This window comes from Streptomyces sp. SP18BB07, from assembly GCF_036322545.1.
In the GTDB taxonomy this organism is placed as follows: Bacteria; Actinomycetota; Actinomycetes; order Streptomycetales; family Streptomycetaceae; genus Streptomyces; species Streptomyces deccanensis.
In genome coordinates, this window is record NZ_JAQYWT010000271.1 from 33,060 (window position 1) to 53,821 (window position 20,762).

The following is a 20,762-nucleotide window of genomic DNA, read 5'->3' on the forward strand; positions in this document are numbered from 1 at the left end:
GGTCGGTCCGTGCGGTCACCGGGAGGCATCATGACGCGAGGTACAGGGCGGGGCGGGAGCCCCGCTGCGCCGAGCAGCACGGATGTGGCACGGCTGGCCGGGGTCTCGCAGAAGACCGTGTCGAGGGTCTTCAACGACGAGCCGTATGTCTCCGCCGACGTGCGCCGACGGGTCACGGAGGCCGCGGAGCGGCTCGGTTACCGGCGCAACAACGCCGCCCGGGCCCTGGCCTCCGGGCGGACGCGCTCCATCGGGGTGGTGACGCTGGGCACGGCCCTGTACGGCCCGGCCTCGCTGCTCATGGGGGTCGAACGGGTGGTCCGGGACACGGGTTACGCGCTCCGCGTGGTCAACACCGTGGAGGGCGACCCGGCCGGGATCGCCGGTGCCGTGGACTCCCTGCTCGACCAGGGCGTGGACGGCATCGTCATCTCCGAGCCGATCGACGAGTCGGGCGAGAACGGGGACACGGTTCCGCGTGTCGCCGTGCCGGTGCTGGTCATCGGCGCCCCGCCGTTCGTCACCGCGCCCGCGGTACTGAACGCGGGTGACGGCGCCGACCTGATGGCACGTACCGCCACCGAACACCTGCTGGCGCTGGGCCACACGACGGTCCATCACCTCGCGGGCCCGCAGCGGTGGTACGCCGCCCGGGACCGTCTGGAAGGCTGGCGGGCGACCCTCACGGCCCATGGGAAGGACGTGCCCGAGGTCGTCACGGGTGACTGGTCGGCCGCGTCCGGGTACACGGCGGGCCGCGCGCTGGCCGAGAACCGGGACGTCACCGCCGTCTTCGCCGCCAACGACGACATGGCGATCGGTCTGATCCGCGCGCTGGCGGAGGCCGGGCGCCGGGTGCCGGAGGACGTCAGCGTCGTCGGCTTCGACGACATCCCGGTCGCCGCCTATGTGACCCCTCCCCTGACCACGGTGCGCCAGCCGTTCGACGCCGTGGCCCAGGAAGGGCTCAAGCGGCTCGTGCACGCCATCGAGAACCCCGACGCGGACCCGCTGCCGCCGAGCGACCCACCCATCGACCTCGTGGTCCGCGCCTCGACCGCGCCGCCACCGAGCCGGACGACCCCGGCTCGCGGCCGGCGCACCGCCTCCCGCCGCCGGGCGGCCACCCCCGCCCCGGTGCCTCCGGACGGAGGTGGCCGGTCACAGCACTGAACCCCGTCCGCCCGCCCCTCAGCACGGCCGTCGCGGCCGACGCGTGACCCCGAGAACGAGCCGCAGCACCCGTCACGCCCCCGCCGCACCCCGCACCCCACACCCCCGCACACAGTCGACGTAGGGCCGCCCCGTATCGCGCGGCGTGTCCTGAGCCAGGTCCCCACACCTGCCCCGGTCGTCCACGCCCCTCTTCGCCCGACCCCATCGGCGTCAACGCCGGGCCGGCGCGTCCCCGCGCATCCCGCACACCTCCGCACGCCCGTGTCCGGCGTGCCACCACCCTTGCCACCAGCCGGAGTTCACCATGCCCAGAAACACGTTCGCAGCCGCCTCCTCCTCTCCCATGAGCCGTCGGCTGTTCCTCACCACCACCGGTGCCCTGTCGCTCGGGGCCGCCCTGACCGCCTGCGGCGGCGGTGACTCCTCCGGCTCCGCCGAGCCCGTCGGCCAGGCCGACATCGACAAGGCGATGAAGACGCCGACCGAGCTGACGTTCTGGACCTGGGTCCCGAACATCGCCAAGGAGATCGCGCTCTTCGAGAAGAAGTACCCGGCCGTCAAGATCAAGGTCGTCAACGCCGGTCAGGGCACCCCGCAGTACACCAAGCTGCGCACGGCGCTGAAGGCCGGCAGTGGCGCCCCGGACATGGTGCAGATGGAGTACCAGGCGATCCCGACGTTCACCATCACCGACAGCCTGCTGGACCTGCGCCCGTACGGGGCCGCCGAGTTGAAGGACCGGTTCGTCGACTGGACGTGGGGGCAGGTCAGCAGCGCGAAGGGCGAGGTGTGGGCGATCCCGCAGGACACGGGCCCCATGGGTCTGCTGTACCGCAAGGACATCTTCGACCGGCACGGTATCGAAGTGCCCGGCACCTGGGACGAGTTCGCGGAGGCGGCGCGCAAGCTGCACAAGGCCGACCCCGACGTCTACCTCACCAACCTCGCGGCCAACCAGCCCGCCGCCTGGCACGGACTGCTCTGGCAGGCCGGTGCCAAGCCGTACGCCACCTCCGGCAAGAGCGACATCACCATCAGCGTCGACGACGCCGTCTCCGAGAAGCTCGGCGCCTACTGGGGCGGGCTGGCGAAGGAGGGCGTGATCAGCACCGACCCGGACTTCACCGACGGCTGGTACGCCGGCCTCAACAAGGGCAAGTACGCCACCTGGATCACCGCCGCCTGGGGCCCGGCCTTCCTCTCCGGCTCCGCCAAGGCCACCGCCGGCAAGTGGCGCGCGGCCCCGCTGCCCCAGTGGGACGCGGCCCAGCCCAACGCGGGCAACTGGGGCGGCTCGACCACCGCCGTCATCCGCTCCACCAAGAACCCCATCGCGGCGGCCGTGTTCGCGCAGTTCCTCAACAGTGACCCCGCCACCGCGAAGATGTTCGCCACCGAGCAGTTCTTCTTCCCGGCGACCAAGGCCCTGCTCGCCGACCAGGAGTTCGTCTCGGACGCGCCGCCCTTCTACGGCGGCCAGAAGGTCAACCAGGTCTTCGCCGATGTCAGCGCCACCGTCGACCCCTCCTTCCAGTGGCCGCCGTTCCTCGACCAGGCGGCCACCGACTGGACCGAGACCGTCGGCAAGTCCCTCGCCGACAGGTCCGACACGGTCGCCGCCCTCGGCAGGTGGCAGTCCCGGATGACCACGTACGCCAAGAACCAGGGCTTCACCGTCAAGGGGAGCTGACATGGCTGTCACCACCCCGTCCACCGCCGAGGGCCGCTCCCGGGCCGCCCGCCCGCGCCGTCACCGCTCGGCGGGACCGCTCTTCGTCGCCCCGTTCCTGGTGCTGTTCGTCCTGCTCTTCCTCGCCCCGCTCGGCTATGCCGCCTATCTCAGCCTCTTCCAGACGCGTCTGATCGGCGGGACGGTCTTCGTCGGCCTCGACAACTACGTCCAGGCCTTCGGCGACTCCCAGTTTTTGCACGGAGTCGGCCGGGTGGCACTGTTCTTCGTGGTCCAGGTCCCCGTGATGCTGCTGCTGGCCCTGCTGTTCGCGCTCGCGCTCGACAGCGGTCTGCTGCGCCTGTCCCGGGTGATCCGGCTGGGCATCTTCGTCCCGTACGCCGTGCCCAGCGTGGTCGCCGCGCTCATGTGGGGCTATCTGTACGGCCCGGACTTCGGGCCGTTCGCCCAGCTGAGCCGGAACCTGGACCTGCCGGTCCCGGCCTTCCTCAGCGAGGGCTGGATGCTCGGCAGTCTGGCGAACATCGTGACCTGGGAGTTCGTCGGCTACAACATGATCATCCTGTACGCGGCGCTGCGCACCGTCCCGCAGGAGCTGTACGAGGCGGCGGCGATGGACGGCGCCGGGGCCTGGCGTATCGCCTGGTCCGTCAAACTCCCCGCGCTGCGCCCGGCGTTGCTGCTCACCCTGCTGTTCTCCGTGATCGGCAGCTTCCAGCTGTTCAACGAGCCGAACCTGCTGATGAAGATCGCCCCGGACGTCATCAGCAGCTCCTACACCGCCAACCTCTACGCCTACTCCCTCGCCTTCACCGGCCAGCAGGTCAACTACGCGGCCACGGTGTCCTTCCTCCTCGGCCTGGTCATCGTGATCGCCTCCTACGGCGTCCTGCTCACCGCGAACCGCAGGAGGACCCCGTGACCACGACGATCCCCGCGCCCCCGGTGACCAGGACCGCGAAGAAGCCGGCACGCCTGACCCACCGTAGGAAGAACCCGGCCCGCCGCAGCACCCCGCTCACGATCGCCATGCTGGCGGCCCTCGCGTACTTCCTGCTGCCCCTGTGCTGGCTGCTGATCTCTTCGACCAAGAGCACCCAGGACCTGTTCAACAGCTTCGGCCTGTGGTTCTCCGACGCCCCGCAGCTGCTGACGAACATCAAGGAGACGTTCACCCAGGACGACGGCGTCTTCGTGCGCTGGCTGCTCAACACGGTCATCTACGCGGGAGTCAGCGCGGTCGGGGCCGCGCTGCTCGCGGCGGCGGCCGGGTACGGGTTCGCCAAGTTCCGCTTCCGTGGCGACGGTGCCGCCTTCAACCTGGTGCTCGGCGCCGTCATGGTCCCGACCACCGCACTGGCCATCCCGACCTATCTGCTGTTCGCGCAGGCGGGCCTCGCCAACACCCCCTGGGCGATCATCCTGCCGTCCCTGGTCAACCCGTTCGGCCTGTACCTGATGCGCGTCTACGCCGCGGACTCCGTCCCCGACAGCATCCTGGAGGCCGCCCGGATCGACGGGGCCGGGGAGGCCCGGATCTTCTTCCGGATCGCCCTGCGGCTGATGGCTCCCGGGGTGGTGACGGTGCTGCTGTTCACGCTGGTGGCGACCTGGAACAACTACTTCCTGCCGCTGATCATGCTCAACGACCCCGACCTGTACCCGATCACCGTGGGCCTCGCCTCCTGGGCCGCACAGGCCCAGAACGGCGGCGCGGGCGCCAGCAGCGACATGCTCGCGCTGGTCGTGACCGGTTCCCTGCTCTCGATCGTCCCGCTGGTGGTGGCGTTCCTGATGCTGCAGCGGTACTGGCAGAGCGGTCTGGCCACCGGCGGTGTCAAACAGTAGGGCCCACCGCCCTCGTACCACTCCCCCCACCTTTCTCTCGGAGGTTTCCCTTCATGGCGGCTCTGCCTGCCCGCGTCCTGTTCGGCGCCGCGTACTACCACGAGTACCAGCCCTACGAACGGCCCGCCGAACGCCTCAAGACCGACCTGGATCTGATGGCCGACGCCCATGTGACCGTGATCCGGGTCGGCGAGTCGGTGTGGTCGACCTGGGAGCCGGAGAACGGAACGTTCGACCTCGACTGGCTCCAGCCGGTCCTGGACGGCGCCCACGAGCGCGGCATCTCCGTGGTGCTCGGCACCCCGACGTACGCCGTACCGCCGTGGCTGGCCCGCCAGTACCCGGAGTTGACGGGCGAGCGGCGCACCGGTGAGCGCATCGGCTGGGGCGCCCGGCAGGAGGTCGACTTCACCCACCCGGCGTTCCGCTTCCACGCCGAGCGGATCATCCGCAAGGTCGTCGGCCGGTACGCCGACCACCCCGCCGTCATCGGCTTCCAGGTCGACAACGAGCCCGGTCTGCACCTCTTCCACAACCACGGGGTCTTCCAGCGGTTCGTGGACCATCTGCGCGCGAAGTACGGCGACGTGGAGACCCTCAACCGGGAGTGGGGGCTCGTCTACTGGTCGCACCGGCTGTCGACGTGGGCCGACCTGTGGACCCCGGACGGCAACGAGCAGCCCCAGTACGACGTGGCCTGGCGGGAGTTCCAGGCCCGGCAGGTCACCGAGTTCATCGGATGGCAGGCCGACCTCGTGCGCGAGTACGCCTCGCCCGAGCAGTTCGTCACCACCTGCATCTCCTACACCCGTCAGGGGGTGGAGGACGACGAGCTGTCCGCCCGTCTCGACATCGCCTCCGGCAACCCGTACTACGACATGCAGGACGGCCTGCTGCTCCCCGACCCCACCCCCGACGGTCATGAGCAGAAGTGGAAGACGACCGGGGTGTGGGCGCTGTACCAGACCGCCGACTGGATGTTCTCCTCCCGCCAGGAGCCGTTCCTCGTCACCGAGACCAACGCCGGCTCGATCGGCATGGCGTGGGACAACCGCCCCGGCTACGACGGGCAGTGGCGGCAGGCGGCCTGGGCCCTCGTCTCGCGCGGCGCCCGGATGATCGAGTACTGGCACTGGCACACCCTGCACTTCGGCGCCGAGACCTACTGGGGCGGCATCCTTCCCCACACCGGGCAGCCCGGCCGTACGTACGCCGAACTCACCCGGCTCGGGGCGGAGTTCGAGGCGGCCGGTCCGCTCGTCGCCGGGCTCGAACCGGACGCCGACCTCACCCTGGTGTACTCGACGCCCAGCAAGTGGCTGATGCAGAAGTACCCGCCGCTCGCCACGCCGGACGGCGCACCGGACCCCGCCGCGTACCACCGGATCTTCGACCCGTTCTACCGGGGCGCCTTCGAGGCGGGCCGCCAGGTCCGGATCGTCCACGCACGTCAGTTGCACGACCCGAGCGGGGAGCGCGAGGGCCTCACGCCCGAGGAGGCCGTCCGCCGCCATCCGGTGCTGGTCGTCCCGGCGCTGTACCTCGCCGCCGACGCCACCCTCGACTGGTTCGCCGCGTACGCGGAGGCCGGCGGCCATCTGGTGCTGACCCCGCGCACCGGGTACGCCGACCACGAGGCCCGCGCCCGCACGGAGCCGGCCCCCGGGCGGCTGACTGCGTCGGCCGGCGTGCACTACGACGAGTTCAGCAACCTGACGCGCGAGATACCGGTGCGCCCGGCGCCCGGCAGCCCGCTCCGGCTGCCGGACGGCGCGGCGGCGACCCGCTGGGCGGACGGTCTCATCGTCGACGACGCCGAGGTGCTGGCCGCGTACGACCATCCGCACTTCGGCCGCTGGCCGGCGCTCACCACGCGTCGGCACGGTGCGGGGCGGATCACGTACGTCGGTACGGTGCCCGACCGCCGTCTCGGGCGTGCGCTGGCCGAGTGGCTGGCGCCGACCGCGCGCCACGGCTGGGCGGAGCTGCCGGAGTCGGTCACCGCGACGACCGGCACGGCGGCGGACGGGCGGCGCGTCCACATCGTCCACAACTGGAGCTGGGAGCCCGTGAGCGTGCCGGCCCCGACCGACCTCACCGACGTGCTGGACGACACGTCCGTCGCGGCGGGCACGGCAGTGGAACTCGGCCCGTGGGACGTACGGGTCCTCGTCGCCACCGACCTCGACTAGGAGAGACCATGCAGAGAAGACGAGTCGCGAGAGCGCTGGGGACCTTCACGGCGGCGTCCGCGCTGCTGCTGATGCCCATGGCCAGTGCGGGGGCGTACAGCCCGACCGGTGGGGTCATGTACCAGCTCGGTGGCGAGGCCTGTCTGAAGGGGCGGGGCAACTGCGCGGTCTACCCCAAGTCGGCGCAGTTGCCGGGCGGGCGGCTGGTCGCGTCGTTCGAGAAGTCCACGGTCGTGGAGTCGACGGGCAGCGCCGACCGGCAGACCCTCCCGGTGTACAAGAGCGACGACGACGGCACGACCTGGCAGCCGCTGTCCGAGGTGAAGGCGCCGGCGTATCTGTCGAAGGACCCCCGCTTCGCGAAGTACACGAGCAACTGGACCAACCCGTACCTGTACGTACTCCCGCAGCGCGTCGGGAAGTTGGCGGCCGGCACGCTGCTGCTGGCGAGTGTCGTGTCGGGCGACGACGCGTACTACGAGGAGCACAAGGCGGCCGACCCGGACTGGACGCCGTCCAACGACGGCGACCGCTCCGACATGGCCATCGCGCTGTACTCCAGCACCGACGACGGCCGCACCTGGAAGGTGGTCAACGTCGTCGCGACCGGCGGCTGGCAGGGCGGCAGCGCGGGCGCGGTCGGGCAGAACGTCGCGAAGGCCAACACGCACCGACAGGTGGACCCCCTCTGGGAGCCGTACCTGATGGTCCACCAGGGCAAGTTGGTCTGCTACTACTCCGACGAGAACGACTACCTCGGCTTCGACCCGGTCACCGGCGTCCCGAAGCTCGACCCGGCGAACGACACGGCCAAGGACTCGCACGGGCAGATCCTGGTCCACAGGACCTGGGACGGCCGCAGCGCCAAGTGGAGCTCCCCCGTGGTCGACATCGCCGGGTCGACCCAGGACATGGGCGGCGGGAAGTCGGAGATCGGCGGCGGCCGGCCCGGCATGACGAACCTCGTCCCGACGGCGGACGGCACATGGCTGCTCACCTACGAGTACTGGGGCGGCGGGGCCAACACCCGCTACCGCGTCGCGAGCGACCCGCTGAAGTTCTTCCGGGGCTCCCCCACCGGCATGGGTGTCGACGCGCTGCCGGTGGTGGCCGGCTCCCGCCCCCTCGCGCAGGGCGGCAGTCCGGTGCTGATCCGGCTGCCCGACGGGCGTCTGGTCTACAACGCCGCCGGGAGCGGCGACGTCTGGGTCAACGACAGCGGGCGCGCCGACGGCGTGTGGACGCAGTACCGGACGACGTCGCGGGCGGGGTACAGCCGCAACCTCCAGTACGTCGAGGGCACCGGCCGGGTCGTGGTCCTCAACAACCAGGGCACGTCGACGATCGCGTACGCCGAGGTCGATCTCGGTGGATCGGCCGGCGCCTACCGGAAGTTGGTGAACCGGAGGACCGGGCAGGTCATCGGTACCGGGAACAACACCACCGACGCGGACATCGGCAACGGGGATGTGCCCGACGTCGTCCTGGAGGACGCCGGGGCGGCGGCGGACCCGGACACCCAGTACTGGCACGTCGTCACCAAGCCCGACGGGGGTGTGACGCTGCTCAACAAGTCGGGTGGCCGGGCGGCGGCCGTCTGGACCGGCAACGCGACGGTCGGGCAGCGGATCGGCCAGTGGGTCGACGACAGCGCCACGGGCACCTGGGACGTCGTCAGGACCGGCGACGGTCACATCAGGCTGCGGTCGGCGAAGAACAAGGACCTCTACCTGACCGGCGGTTCCGCCGACGCGCCGCTGACCCTGCAGAACGCGTCCACGGACGGTTCGCAGGACTGGAAGCTGGTCCGGTAGCCGGGCCGATGACCGGTCCGGTGTCCGGTCCGGTGACTGCTCCGGTGTCGGGCCCGGGGCCTTGACCGGGTCCCGGCGGTGGCTGTCAGGATGGTCCGATGACCGACGGACTGCGCTGGGTGTGCGAGGCGTACCCCTTCGGCCACACCCTCGTCTTCTGTGAGGGTGTGGCCCCGGAGCAGGTGCTGCTGCGGCTCGGTGCGCCGCGCGAGTCGCTCTTTCCGCTGACGCGATTCGAGGCCCAGGAGATCGAGGTCCGCAACGCCGCCGACGAGCCCTACGACCTCGACCACCTCGACGGCCTGGACGTGGAGGCCGTCGAGGAACGGGGGTTCCTGCGGCCGGAGGTCGACGCCGTGCTCCGGGCGGGGGCGATCGAGGGGTGGGGCTTCGCCGTCCAAACCTCCACCTCGTACGTCTCCGCCCGGGACTATCTGCCCGCGCTCTCCCGTGGCACCCGTGTCGTCACCGTGTGCCAGGACGTGAACGCCACGCAGCGGGTGGAGTACGCCGTCGACGGACGGGGCCTGTCCTCCTTCGACCCCGGCATCCCCGCCTACGACGACGGGGTCGACCCGTCGGCAATGGGCTGGCCGGCCGCCGACGGGCCCATGGGCTCGCCGCAGGTCATGGAGTGGCTGGAGCACCGCTTCGGGCTGTGGCTGCCCCGGGCCTCCGAGCACCTGCGGCTGCCGGCGGCCGCTTTCGTCACCGGCCGTCCAACCATCCCCGGAGGACGGTGAAGTCCGCCGCGGTCAGCCCCACTTCGGGTTCGACGCGGTGCAGGAGGGCCCGCCCCGGGTGGTGCCGTGCCACCCAGGCGCGGTCGAGGTCGGTGATCTCGTCGTCGAGCCAGATGAACGGGCGCCCGGCGGCGGTGCGGACGAGGGCGCGGGTCTTCCAGTGCAACAGGTCAGCCCGGTCCTCCTCGGGCGTCTCCGGCAGATCCACGACCGGCCACCGCGGCAGGCCGAGCAGCGGTGCGATCACCTCGTTGGCGTCGTCCATCCATGCGGTGGCCCACATCGGCTCGCAGGTCAGTCGCAGCAGGCGCAGGCCGTGCGCGCGGTCGATCTTCGCCAGCTGAGGGTTCGACGTGTGCTGCCAGTCGACCCACTCCTCGGCGGACGAGGGGAGTCGCCCGCCGCCGTACGGCAGGAGGGTGCCGTCGACGTCCACGAAGAGCAGCGGGCGTGGCGTGTGAGCGGTCATGGTCGCGCTCCGGCCGGGGTGTCGTCGGGGGCCGCGGTGTGGTCGGTCTCCCAGCGGAGCAGGTCACCCGGCCGGCATTCGAGTACCTCGCAGAGCGCGGCGAGGGTGGTGAAGCGGACGGCCTTGGCACGGCCGTTCTTGAGCATCGCCAGTTCGGCCCGCATGAGCGCCGCCTCGATGTCACGGTTGACGGCCCGCAACGCCGGCTTCCCCACGATGCCCTCCTTCACGCCTCCACTCGACCAGCGATAGAAATCTATCGAGATCTCGGCGGTCCCGGGGGCTGTCCCTTCGACGTCGACGCGCTCGCCGAGATGCCCGCTGTGCGGGAGTTGCGGGCCGTGGTCGCGCGCACCGACGCCCTGGCCGTGGCACGACGAGGCCTGGTGGTGGCAGGTGCCGGACCGGAGCACGCGGTGAGGACGCGCAGGTCAGGACATCAGGGCGAGGAGTCCGATCTCGGGGGCCAGTGCTCCCGGCTGTCCGAGGGCCCGGAAGTCGTCCTCGACGGCGGCGAGGTCAAGGACGCCTGCGCGCACGGCGCTGTACCGGACGACCGACCACAGGAAGACGTCCAGGTTGTCGTACTGCGTGTCGGCCTCGATGACCTGCTCCTCGTGGAACCACACCGCGACGCGCCCGTTGGTGAGGACGACGTAGTAGTTCCCTCCGCCGTCGCAGCCGAGGGACCACACGTCGTCGTCGGCGAGCTCGGTCTCGTAGTCCGAGTCGAGGATCACCTCGCCGTTCTCGGCGAACTCGAAGGCGTACGACCAGTCCTCGATGTCGAGGAACCGCGGCATGGCTCCGGAGCGGACCCTGCGGTCGAACGCGGCGAGCGCCGTCGCGGCGGCCGGCGGGAGCCTGGTGAGGAACGGGGCGACCGGGCGGGTCGACGCGGGAAGGTCGACGGCCTCCTTGTCGGGGAACCAGCGCGCCAGATCGGCGTCCAGTCCGCGTTCCACATATCCGGTCAACTGATCGACGGTGAGAGGCATGCGGCGAGGCTAACGGAGGGACGCGGAGCGGAGAGTGCCTGCTCAGCGGGTTGCGTATGCCGCTACGTACTTCCACCGACCGTCCGCTCGCACGTCAGCCGGGCTGCTCGCCGGCCGCCCAGTCACGGATGAGCCGGATCGTGCGCTCGGTCCGCTCCTCGTGCAGGTAGTGGCCGGTGTGGGGCCAGTGCTCGACGCGTGAGCCGGGCACCCGCAGCGTGCCGCGCTCCCACTCGGCGTACTCCTCGAACGACCACACCGTGAGCGCCGGTTGGGTCCGGCGGCGCAGACACGTCTCGCTGTGGGGGCGGACCCCCACCGCTCCGGGGTCGGTGTACATGCCCGCGTAGGCCTGGGCGATGACGTGGTCCGGTGTGCCGAGCACCGTGCGGAGGTGTGCCGTACGGAGTCCGGGCGGGGCCTGCGGGGAGAAGGCGCCGGCCACGAGGGCGGCGGCGGCACGGGCACCGTGCTCCCGGTACTCGGCGAGACGGGCGGGGATCCGCGCGGCCTCGGCCTCGTCCGCGCCGTGCGCGGGGTCGAGGGCGATGACCGACCGCACGGCGTTCGGGTGGCGGACGGCGAGGAGGTTGACGACCTGGACGCCCATGGAGTGGCCGACGGCGACGACCGGCCCGGCGCCCACGGATTCGAGCAGCGCGGCCAGGTCCTCCGCCATCTCCGCCGGGGTGTTGCCCTCGTCCGGCACCTCGGAGCGGCCGTGGCCGCGCAGGTCGGGGACGAGGATCCGGAACCGGCTGGCCAGCACCTCCGCGTGCGGCGACCACTCCCGCCCGTCGCCGCCCCAGCCGTGCACGAGCAGCAGCGTGGGGGCGTCCTCGCGGGCCTGAGGGCCGAGGGAGGTGCAGAAGAGGCGGATGCGGCCGAGGTCGAGCAGGGTCATGAGGGGTCGCCCAGGGTGGCGCGGTGGGTGGTGTGCGCGCATCCGCGCGGGACGAGGTCGTGGGTCACGGTCACGGGCACGGGCACTCCGCCGGGTCGGTGCTTCAGAGGGTGGACAGCAGTGTGCCGAACCCGACGCGGTCGCACCGGTCCGGCGCGCCCTCCGACCGGAGTCGGAACGCCGCCCGGTGCAGGCGGTGCGGAGATCGCCTCCCAGCGCCGGCTCTGGGTATCGGCACCACACGAAGTTGAGTACGCGCACTCAAGATCCGGTGCCGCGGTCGGCCCCACGATGGGGTCTTCCTCGTCGAGATCGGGAGAGACCTCATGTTCAGCCGCCTCGCCGACGTCCTGGTGCCTGTCGTCGGACGTCTCACGGTGACCGTCGACGCCGGATCCGTCTGGACGCCGGGCAGCATCGTCGTCGCGAACCACACCTCGCTCGCCGATCCCGCGATCGTGCTCGCCGCGCTGCACCGCCTCGGCATCGAGCCCGTCGCCATGGGCGCCGCCGGTCTGTGGCGGATCCCCCTGCTGGGCCGTGCGCTCACCCGCGAGGGATACATCCCGGTGTACCGGAGGGACCCGCGCGCCGCCGACGCCCTCGATCTCGCCGCCGACGCGCTGGCGGAGGGCCGGACGGTCCTCATCTACGCCGAGGGCGGCATCCCGGTCCGCAAGGACGCCGCCGAAGCCGCGCCCGGGGCGTTCCGCAGCGGCCTGACCCGGCTCGCGGCGCGCACCGGAGCGCCCGTCGTCCCGGTCGGGCAGGCCGGGGCCCGCCGGGTCACCTCCGGCAGCACGGTCAAGCAGGTGGCGGGACTGGTCACCGCGCCCCTGCGCCGCCCCGAGCTCCACGTCCACATCGGGGCGCCCCTCTCCCTCACCGCCGACCACACGGCGAACACCCGGCAGGCGCATGCGGCGGTGACCGCCGCGTGGCGTACGGCCGCCGCCCGCCTCGGCGAACCGGCCGCGCTCGCCGCCTGACGGAGGAGGCACCGGCGACATCACCCTCCCGACCCTCCCGCGCACGCGGGCCCGCCGCTCCCCTGGGCTCGATATTCGGTGGCCGTCCGATTCCCTGCGTTGTTACGGTCGTCCAATGGTTTACGTTCTCTACCTCTGACCGGGCCCCTGGCTCCGCTCCTCACGTGTGTGACGAGTCGGGAGCCACGAGTTCGCCCGCGACCCCGCTCCCTGTCGGGCCGGGTCGATCGTCAGAGTCGGTGCGCTCCCCCAGTGGTCCCCGTGATCCCCGTGATCCCCGTGATCCCCGTGATCCCCGTGGTCCCAGGGGTGACGTGCGCCTCCTTCCGGAGGAAGAGAACGTGACTGTCCTTACCCTGCCCGCCCGCGACCGGGCCCAATTGACCTGCACCGGCGTCGGCGTCACCCGTGGCGGGCGCCCCGTGCTGCACGACGTGGAGATGAAGGTGTCCCCGGGAACACGCTGGGGCGTGGTCGGCGAGAACGGGCGCGGCAAGTCGACCCTGTTGCACATCCTGGCCGGTGCCCTGGTCCCCGACGAGGGAGAGGTCCACCGGGCCGGCACCCTCGCGCTCGCCGAGCAGGAGATGCCCGCCGAGGAGGGGCATACGGTCGGCGATGTCGTCGACGAGCACCTCGCCGACGCCCGTGCCGCGCTGCGGCGACTGGACGCGACCACGGCGGCGCTGGCCGAGGGGCTGCCCGGCGCCGAGGACGCGTACACCGAAGCGCTGGAGGCGGCTCAGACGCTGGACGCCTGGGACGCCGACCGCCGAGTGGACGTCGCGCTCGGCGGGCTCGGCGCGGTCGACGACCGTACCCGCACGCTCGCCACGCTCTCCGTCGGTCAGCGCCATCGGATCCGGCTGGCCTGTCTGCTGGGTGCCGAGTACGACTTCCTGCTGTTGGACGAGCCGACCAACCACCTCGATCTGGCGGGGCTGGAGTACCTGACCGCCACGTTGCGCGCCCACGCCGGGGGTGTGGTCGTGGTCAGCCACGACCGGGCGCTGCTGTCCGACGTGGCCACCACGGTCCTCGACCTCGACCCCACGCGGGACGGCCGACCGCGGGTCCACGGCGGCGGATACGCCGGCTATCGCGAGGGCCGCGAGGCCGAACTGGCCCGGTGGGAGGCGGAGTACGAGCAGCAGCAGGCCGAACGGGTGCGCCTCGGGCAGGCGTTGTCGGAGGCACAGAACCGGCTGGTCACCGGTTGGCGCCCGGACAAGGGCACCGGCAAGCACCAGCGCGCCACCCGGGCCGGCGCGCTGGCCCGCTCGGTACACCGGCGCCGGGAGGACCTGGAACGCCACCAGGTCACCGCGCCCGTACCGCCGAGGCGTTTCCAGATGCCCGAACTCCCCGCCCATACCGGTGTCCTGCTGCTGCGCGCCCACGAGGTGAGCGTCGACGGCAGACTGCGCCGGTCGACGACCCTGGAGGTGGCGTCCGGCGACCGGCTGGCCGTCACCGGGTCGAACGGGGCGGGCAAGTCCACGCTCCTGTCGGTCCTGGCCGGGCAGGTCGCCCCGACCACGGGCCGGGTGCACCGGGCCCGCACGGTACGGCTGCACCTCCTGGGGCAGGAGTCGCCCCGCGCGACCCGGCGCCGGGCCCGCGACCTGTACGAGGCACACCTCGCGCGGCTGGTGACCACCGGGGTCCTCCCGGAGGGCGAGGTCGTGGGGCTCGGCGCACTGGGTCTGCTGACCTCCCGTGAGGCCGAGAAGCCGGTGGCCGAACTGTCGACGGGACAGCAGCGGCGTCTCGACCTCGCCCTGGCGCTGGCCACCCGGCCGCACGTCCTGCTGCTGGACGAGCCGACCAACCACCTGTCCATCGCCCTCGTCGACGAACTCACCGAGGCCCTGCACACCACGGACGCGGCTGTCGTCGTCGCCACGCACGACCGGCAGTTGCGGCGTGACATCCAGGACTGGCCCCGTCTGGCGCTCTCCACGCACGCGAGGGCCGACGCCCCGCGCCCCGTGCGTTCCTGACCACGGACGGCGCGGCAGGCACGGCCTGCCGCGCCGTCACCACCACCGGTGCCGGTCGCCGGCGACGCGCCGGTCACCGAGCGGCTGTACGGCGCGGGCGTTGCCCTGGGGGAAGACCTTCCGGTAGTGGGCCGGCGCGGTGGCGGAGGCCTGGACGGGGTGGGTCAGCAGGATCCAGCGCACTCCGGGGGTGTAGGGGCAGACGGTGGTGGAGCCGAGGTAGCGATACGACTCGGTGCAGGACGGCAGGAGGGCGTCGAGTTCGACACCGGGGACCTCCCAGGGTTCCGCGGAGCGGCGGGCCGAGGTGAGCAGGCGGTCGAGTGAGTCGTTGGCCTGACCGGGGTGCACGAAGACGCCGACGACCGCGAACCCGCTGTCCTCCTCCCGTCGGTCCGCGTCGGCGGCATCGCTCACCCGCCGGTACTTCATGTGCTGCTCCATCGGGAAGGCGACGCCTCCGACGGTGTGCTCGGAGGGCGTGTGCCAGTGCACGTCGACCAGTTCGTAGCGGTCGGCGCCCACCCGCAGCAGGCACTCCTCGCCGGGTGGCGGCGTGGCCTTCACGGTCCCCTCGTCGTCCCGTACGCAGTCGGGCCGGCCCTCCTGGACGAGCCCGGGCCCGGTCCGGTGGACCCGGGGGTCGTCGAAGTGCAGTTCCAGGTCGAGTGCCGTCGGGTGGGCGAACCGTAGGGGCGGCAGCGCGGAGAGATCGACGTGCTGCGGCCGGATGTCGACCGGGCTCTGCTTCCCGTGCTTCCCGTCCGCACAACTGACGGTGGACGAGGCGGGCGCGATCTGGGTCATGGGCGAACACCTTCGGCTGGGGCGGAAGTCGCGGTCCGGACGCACCGCATCCCTCCCCCGCCGCCGCACCGAAACGCGCCGACTCACCCGGACTGATGAACGCCCGGCACGACATTGACGCGACGCAGGACCATGAGCGGGCCCTCCAGGGCCGCGACCATGGCGAAGCTGAACCGGTCGAGTTCCAGACAGAGCGCGACGTCGTCGGGGTGGACCCCTTGGCGCACGCCCTCCGCCAGTTCGGTCGCCGCCCGCGAGTCGGCGGCACGACGAAGGAACTCGGCGGCGACCGTCCCGGCCCTGCCCTCGGCCACAGCGTCTGCGTCGGCCTCGGCGGCTCTCCGGGCGATGTACTGGGCGCAGGCCAGGTCCTCGTCGGCCCGTCCGTCCTCGCCGGTGACCACGAACGTGACGTCGTCGCTCTCGCGCGCCCGCAGGACCCGCGCCGTCGCCTCCGCCACCACGAAGGAGGCGCACAGCACCAGCGAAGCGTCCTTCACGGCGAGCGCGCCGACCGTCCCCGCCGTGGTCTTCTGGACGACGGTCCGTCCGTCGAGATCCATGGACCGCAACATCCCCGGCGAGTTGACGGCGTCGAATCCCGGCGCGGGCGGACCGTCCTTGAGCGCCACCCAGTCCGGGTGACCGGCCTTGAGCGCCAGGGCGTCGTCCAGCGACTCCGCGAGAACGATCTTCTCCGCGCCCTGGGCGAAGGCCCAGGCGGCCACGGTGAACGCACGCATGACGTCGATGACGACCGCCACGGACGGGACTTCGAGCAACTCGGGGATGCCGACGAAACGAGAGTTCATCCTGATCATGATCGCGTACGCCCGGCCCTGAAGCGACCCGGGAGTGACGGACACCACAGCCGGTCCCCCGGGAGGTCCACAGCGCGCGCAACACGGCGTTGCCGACGGCCGGTTGCCGGGTGAGGGTAGTGGCCGGGGACGCGCGCAGACCGTCTCGTCCCACACCGTCACATGGTTCGGCGTCATCGTCGGACTTCACAGGAGCAGGAGCAGGAGGAGGAGACGTGCGGGCGTCGGAGAGTTCGGAGTCGGTCGGGGGCGCACCGGGGAGCTGGGGCGCGCTGGAGAGTGAGGGCCGCCGGAGCGGGGATCCCTGGCAGGGGGTGGACCGGGAGGAGCTGGCGCGGGCCGTGCGTGAGCAGGCCGGGCGCGCGGTGGCCGGGGTGGACGACATGGCGTCGTATCTCGCGGCCCAGGTGGCGGACGTGTCCCATCGCGAGGTGGTGGGCCCGCTCCTCGACGGCGGTGGGGCCAGTGGTGTCGTGGTGCGGCGGGGCGAGGTCATCGCCTCGTGGGGCGACCCCGCTCGGACGGAGATGGCGTACAGCGCGACGAAGAGCGTGCTGTCGCTGGTGGCGGGGGTCGCCTTCGACGACGGCCTGTTGCGCCTGGACGAGCCGGTCGCCGACTCGGTCGCCCTGCCCCAGTTCGCCGACTCCCACGGTCGCGCGATCACCTGGCGGCAGCTGCTCGACCAGACCAGCCAGTGGGAGGGCGAGCTGTGGGGCAAGCCGACGCGGGTCGACGCCCAGAGCACACGTGAGGGCACGGAGTCGGCGGGCGGGCCACCCGGCGAGGGCTGGGCCTACAACGACGTCCGGGTGAACCTCACGGCGCTCGCGCTCACGGTCCTGACGGGCCGCTCCCTGCCGGACCTCCTGCGCGACCGGATCATGGCACCGATCGGCGCATCCGAGGGTTGGTCGTGGCACGGTTACGACACCTCCGAGGCCGACATCGACGGCGTACGGGTGCCCGTGGTCTCCGGCGGCGCGCACTGGGGCGGCGGCCTGTGGATCAGCGCCCTCGATCTGGCCCGCATCGGTGAACTCTGTCTGCGGGGCGGAGTGTGGGGCGAGCGGCGGGTGGTCTCACGGCGGTGGATCGAGGAGTTGTGGACGCCCTGCCGGGTCAAACCGAACTACGGCCTGTCGTGGTGGCTGAACGACGACCGCACGGTCTGGCCCTCGGCACCCGCCACGGGGCGCTGCGCCCGGGGCAACGGCGGCAACCATCTGCTGTGGGTCGACCCGGCGCGCGATCTGGTGATCAGCTCACGCTGGGGCGCGGAGGTGGAGACGCTGCTCGCGCGGGTGTCGCGGGCGGTGGCGCCCGGCGGTTGAGCTGCGGCGCTCCTCTTAATTCGGTGGGCGCAGTGCCTCCTCCCACGTGACAATCAGGGGCCAGCAAGGGGAGGAACACATGAGCCAGGCACACCTGACTCTTCATGAGCTGCTGCCGCCGGAGGAGCTCGCGGCGGCGCTCGAAGCGGGGCACGTCGCGCGCAAGTCGCACCCGGAACTGCCGCTGTCCATCTACACGTACACGAGGACGTGTCAGTACGAGCGGGTGTGGAACCGTGTGACCATGCGCTGCCGGGGCCTCGTGGCCGACGACGCCACCGGGGAGATCGTCGCGCTGCCGCTGCCGAAGTTCTTCAACGTCGGTGAGCACGAGTCCGGTCAGCCCTACGCCCCGAGCCTCCCCGACGAGCCGTTCGAGGTGTACGACAAGGTCGACGGCAGCCTGGCGGTGGTGTTCCACTACGCGGGCCGGTGGCGGGTCGCGTCCAAGGGGTCGTTCGTGAGCGTCCAGGCCACCTGGGCGCAGCGGCTGCTCGACACGAAGGACACGTCCGGACTCGTGCCCGGGGTGACCTACCTGGCCGAGATCCTGTACCCGGAGAACCGGATCGTCGTCGACTACGGCGACCGCCGGGACGTGGTGCTGCTGGCCGCGTTCGCCAAGGACGGCACGGAGGTCGCCCTGGCGGAGGCCGCCGTGGGATGGCGGGGCATCGGCTCGGTCGTCACCGTGCGGCCCGCCGTGCCGCTGGCCGAGCTGCTGGCGATGACGGAGGGCAACCGGCTGCCGGGGGGTCTGGCGGCCACGGGCACCGACGCGGAGGGCTTCGTGCTGCGCTTCGCCTCGGGTGTGCGGGCCAAGGCCAAGTTCGCGGAGTACGTACGGCTGCACAAGGTGCTGACCGGTGTGACCGAGCGGGACATCTGGCGCGGTCACGGCATCCAGCGGTTCGCGGGACTGCCCGCCAAGCAGGTGGCGCAGGCGCTGAACTGCTCGGCCGAGGACGTCTCCCTGTCCGGCGGCCGGCCCCTGGACGCGCTTCTGGAGCAGGTGCCCGACGAGTTCGACGCCTGGGTGCGCGGGGTCGTCGCGGGCATCGACAAACAGGTCGAGGACCGCGAGCGGGCGATCGACGAGGCGTTCCGGTCGCTCGCCCATCTCGCGGGCGACCGGGGCGCGTTCGCCCGCGCGGTGCGCCAACTGCCCGACGCGGCCGTGCGCCCCGCCATGTTCCAGCGCCTGGACGGGCGTTCGACCGTGCTCGTGACGTACCGTTCCACCCGGCCGGAGGCGTCCGACCCCTTCAAGAACGACGAGGAGAACTGACCGTGCCCGTGGTACACGTCATGACGGGGCTGCCCGCCTCGGGGAAGACGACGGCCGCGCGCAGGCTGCAGGCGGAGTCCGGGGGCCGGATGCGCCGCGTCAACCTCGACGATCTGCGGCAGATGCTCGACATCCCCCTGCCCGAGGGTGCCGAGCGCCGGTCGTACGCGCACGAGCAGACCGTGCTGGCGATCCAGGACGCGGCGGTACGGGCGGCCGTCGACGGCGAGTTCGACGTCGTCGTGGACAACACACACATGACCCCGCACATCCCGAAGCGGCTGAAGGCGGCCGTGGCGGGGCTCGCCACGTTCGTCGTGCACGACTTCACCGACGTACCGGTGGAGGAGTGCCTGCGGCGGGACGCGGCGCGGGAGCGGCCGGTCGGCGAGGAGATCATCCGGATCCTCGCCGACAAGCACGCCAAGTCCCGCAGGGGTGGCTGGCGGCTCACGGCGGAGTGGCTGAACGACGAGCCCGCCGTCGAGCCGTACGCCGCCGACCCGGCGCTGCCGTCGGCGGTCATGTGCGACATCGACGGCACGCTCGCCCTACGCGGCGACCGGGGCGCGTACGACTTCACCCGCTGCGAGGAGGATCTGCTCAACGTGTCGGTGCGTGGCGCGCTGCGCTCCTTCCGTCGCGCCGACGGCGATGTGATCGTCCTGCTCTCGGGGCGTAGTGAGGAGCACCGGGGCCGGACGGAGGCGTGGCTGCGTGCGCACGAGGTGCCGTACGACGAGCTGTGGATGCGGGCGGCCGGCGACCACCGTCGCGACGACGTGGTGAAGGCGGAGCTGTTCGACCGGCATGTGCGGCATCGCTTCGCCGTACGGGTCTCCCTCGACGACCGGGACCGGGTCGTCGCGGTGTGGCGCCGGATGGGGCTGCCGACCTGGCAGGTGAACTACGGCGACTTCTAGCCGCCGGGGCAGAACTCCCGGGAACACCTAGATCGCGCAGGCCCGGACGAACGCGTCGGCCAGTTCGGCGGGGCGGGTGAAGAGGGCCTCGTGGCTGCCGGGGGTCTCGATCATCAGGGGGTTCTTCAGGCGCTGGGGGAAGCGCTCGGCCCAGTGCCACTCCCCGGGGAGGGAGAGGTCCTCGGCGGACAGGACGTAGGCGGTGGGTATGTCGAGGGCCTGGAAGGCGCTGGTGTCGGGCTTCTCCGTGAACGTGCCGAGCGGCTGCGGCACGAGCAGGGAGTGGACGATCCGCTGGGTCTCGTCGTCGGCGTCCTGCATGAACGCCTGCTGGAACACCTCGAACGGGAACGTCACCCCGTTGTTGCCGGAGGCGGCGGCCACGGCGCGGAACATCTCGCCGTAGTGTGGCGGGCACGCGTCGATCAGCGACTCGCCGTCGTTCGGCACGAACGCGCTCCAGAAGACCAGCCGCCGCAGACGGGAGGCGAGCCGGGGCGCCGCGCCCACCAGCACGAACCCGCCCCAGCTGTGGCCGACCAGCGTGACGTCCTCCAGACCGGCCCGCTCGACGTACTCCACGAGGCTGTTCACGCAGTCGGTCAGCGTCACATCGGTCGGGTCGTCGTTCTCCCCCAGTCCGGCCAGTGTGGGGGTGTGCACCTGGTGCCCGGCGGCCCGCAGTTCGTTCGCGACGGGGCGCCAGGCCCAGCCGCCGTGGCAGGCGCCGGTCACCAGGACGAAGGTCTCGCTCATATCGATC

The 20,762-nt window shown here is 71.8% G+C and carries 18 protein-coding genes and 1 pseudogene; 12 read left to right on the forward strand and 7 right to left on the reverse strand.

What is annotated here, in order from left to right; genetic code table 11:
- Positions 1 to 30 precede the first annotated feature (30 nt).
- The 7 genes from PUR53_RS12075 (at position 31) to PUR53_RS12105 (ending at position 9,463) form a co-directional block, all read left to right on the forward strand.
- Positions 31 to 1,173 carry a LacI family DNA-binding transcriptional regulator gene (locus PUR53_RS12075; RefSeq protein WP_329895263.1) on the forward strand — a complete coding sequence of 381 codons (1,143 nt, stop codon included), beginning with the start codon at positions 31 to 33 and terminating at the stop codon, positions 1,171 to 1,173.
- 307 nt (positions 1,174 to 1,480) lie between these two features.
- A complete protein-coding gene (locus tag PUR53_RS12080) occupies positions 1,481 to 2,866 on the forward strand; it encodes an ABC transporter substrate-binding protein (protein ID WP_329908299.1) in 1,386 nt (461 codons plus the stop codon).
- Between the two features lies 1 nt (position 2,867).
- Positions 2,868 to 3,788, forward strand: a complete 921-nt coding sequence (locus PUR53_RS12085) for a carbohydrate ABC transporter permease (RefSeq protein ID WP_329908300.1) — start codon at positions 2,868 to 2,870, stop codon at positions 3,786 to 3,788.
- Positions 3,785 to 4,714, forward strand: a complete 930-nt coding sequence (locus tag PUR53_RS12090; RefSeq protein WP_329908301.1) for a carbohydrate ABC transporter permease — start codon at positions 3,785 to 3,787, stop codon at positions 4,712 to 4,714. Before PUR53_RS12085 ends, PUR53_RS12090 begins: the two co-directional genes overlap by 4 nt.
- A gap of 53 nt (positions 4,715 to 4,767) precedes the next feature.
- Complete coding sequence (locus PUR53_RS12095; protein WP_329908302.1) at positions 4,768 to 6,906, forward strand: beta-galactosidase; 2,139 nt, start codon at positions 4,768 to 4,770, stop codon at positions 6,904 to 6,906.
- An 8-nt stretch (positions 6,907 to 6,914) separates the two neighbouring features.
- The gene (locus PUR53_RS12100; protein ID WP_329908304.1) at positions 6,915 to 8,720 is read left to right on the forward strand and encodes an RICIN domain-containing protein; all 1,806 of its coding nucleotides are present in this window, start codon (positions 6,915 to 6,917) and stop codon (positions 8,718 to 8,720) included.
- A gap of 98 nt (positions 8,721 to 8,818) precedes the next feature.
- On the forward strand, positions 8,819 to 9,463 hold the full coding sequence (locus PUR53_RS12105; RefSeq protein ID WP_329908305.1) for a DUF6461 domain-containing protein: 645 nt from the start codon (positions 8,819 to 8,821) through the stop codon (positions 9,461 to 9,463).
- Here PUR53_RS12105 and PUR53_RS12110 read toward each other — a convergent pair.
- The 4 genes and pseudogenes from PUR53_RS12110 to PUR53_RS12125 all read right to left on the reverse strand — a co-directional run bounded on the left by PUR53_RS12110 (position 9,429) and on the right by PUR53_RS12125 (position 11,834).
- Positions 9,429 to 9,932: a hypothetical protein gene (locus tag PUR53_RS12110; RefSeq protein WP_329908306.1), complete on the reverse strand. Its 504-nt coding sequence runs from the start codon at positions 9,930 to 9,932 to the stop codon at positions 9,429 to 9,431. The genes PUR53_RS12105 and PUR53_RS12110 overlap by 35 nt on opposite strands.
- Positions 9,929 to 10,090 (reverse strand): annotated as a pseudogene (locus PUR53_RS12115) (helix-turn-helix domain-containing protein); the annotation flags it as partial. The pseudogene PUR53_RS12115 and the gene PUR53_RS12110, both read right to left, overlap by 4 nt.
- A gap of 273 nt (positions 10,091 to 10,363) precedes the next feature.
- On the reverse strand, positions 10,364 to 10,930 hold the full coding sequence (locus PUR53_RS12120) for a hypothetical protein (protein WP_329895255.1): 567 nt from the start codon (positions 10,928 to 10,930) through the stop codon (positions 10,364 to 10,366).
- A 94-nt stretch (positions 10,931 to 11,024) separates the two neighbouring features.
- A complete protein-coding gene (locus tag PUR53_RS12125) occupies positions 11,025 to 11,834 on the reverse strand; it encodes an alpha/beta fold hydrolase (protein ID WP_329908307.1) in 810 nt (269 codons plus the stop codon).
- Between the two features lie 326 nt (positions 11,835 to 12,160).
- On the opposite strand from PUR53_RS12125, the gene PUR53_RS12130 reads away from it, so the two are divergent.
- Complete coding sequence (locus PUR53_RS12130; protein ID WP_329895253.1) at positions 12,161 to 12,823, forward strand: lysophospholipid acyltransferase family protein; 663 nt, start codon at positions 12,161 to 12,163, stop codon at positions 12,821 to 12,823.
- A gap of 341 nt (positions 12,824 to 13,164) precedes the next feature.
- A complete protein-coding gene (locus PUR53_RS12135) occupies positions 13,165 to 14,826 on the forward strand; it encodes an ABC-F family ATP-binding cassette domain-containing protein (RefSeq protein ID WP_329908308.1) in 1,662 nt (553 codons plus the stop codon).
- Positions 14,827 to 14,862: 36 nt separating this feature from the next.
- Here the strand turns inward: PUR53_RS12135 and PUR53_RS12140 are convergent, their stop codons facing one another.
- Together PUR53_RS12140 and PUR53_RS12145 are read right to left on the reverse strand one after the other, a co-directional pair.
- Positions 14,863 to 15,633, reverse strand: coding sequence for a carbonic anhydrase family protein (locus PUR53_RS12140; RefSeq protein WP_329895251.1), 771 nt, complete (start codon positions 15,631 to 15,633; stop codon positions 14,863 to 14,865).
- An 83-nt stretch (positions 15,634 to 15,716) separates the two neighbouring features.
- A complete protein-coding gene (locus PUR53_RS12145) occupies positions 15,717 to 16,445 on the reverse strand; it encodes a 2-phosphosulfolactate phosphatase (RefSeq protein ID WP_329908309.1) in 729 nt (242 codons plus the stop codon).
- A 224-nt stretch (positions 16,446 to 16,669) separates the two neighbouring features.
- Here PUR53_RS12145 and PUR53_RS12150 point away from each other — a divergent pair, with 224 nt between their 5' ends.
- From PUR53_RS12150 to PUR53_RS12160, 3 genes are all read left to right on the forward strand, one after another.
- Positions 16,670 to 17,788: a serine hydrolase domain-containing protein gene (locus tag PUR53_RS12150; RefSeq protein ID WP_329908310.1), complete on the forward strand. Its 1,119-nt coding sequence runs from the start codon at positions 16,670 to 16,672 to the stop codon at positions 17,786 to 17,788.
- A gap of 79 nt (positions 17,789 to 17,867) precedes the next feature.
- Positions 17,868 to 19,076, forward strand: a complete 1,209-nt coding sequence (locus tag PUR53_RS12155; RefSeq protein WP_329908311.1) for an RNA ligase — start codon at positions 17,868 to 17,870, stop codon at positions 19,074 to 19,076.
- A gap of 2 nt (positions 19,077 to 19,078) precedes the next feature.
- The gene (locus PUR53_RS12160; RefSeq protein WP_329908312.1) at positions 19,079 to 19,999 is read left to right on the forward strand and encodes a phosphatase domain-containing protein; all 921 of its coding nucleotides are present in this window, start codon (positions 19,079 to 19,081) and stop codon (positions 19,997 to 19,999) included.
- A gap of 27 nt (positions 20,000 to 20,026) precedes the next feature.
- On the opposite strand, the gene PUR53_RS12165 is transcribed toward PUR53_RS12160, so the two are convergent.
- Complete coding sequence (locus tag PUR53_RS12165) at positions 20,027 to 20,755, reverse strand: alpha/beta fold hydrolase (protein ID WP_329895246.1); 729 nt, start codon at positions 20,753 to 20,755, stop codon at positions 20,027 to 20,029.
- Between the last annotated feature and the right edge of the window lie 7 nt (positions 20,756 to 20,762).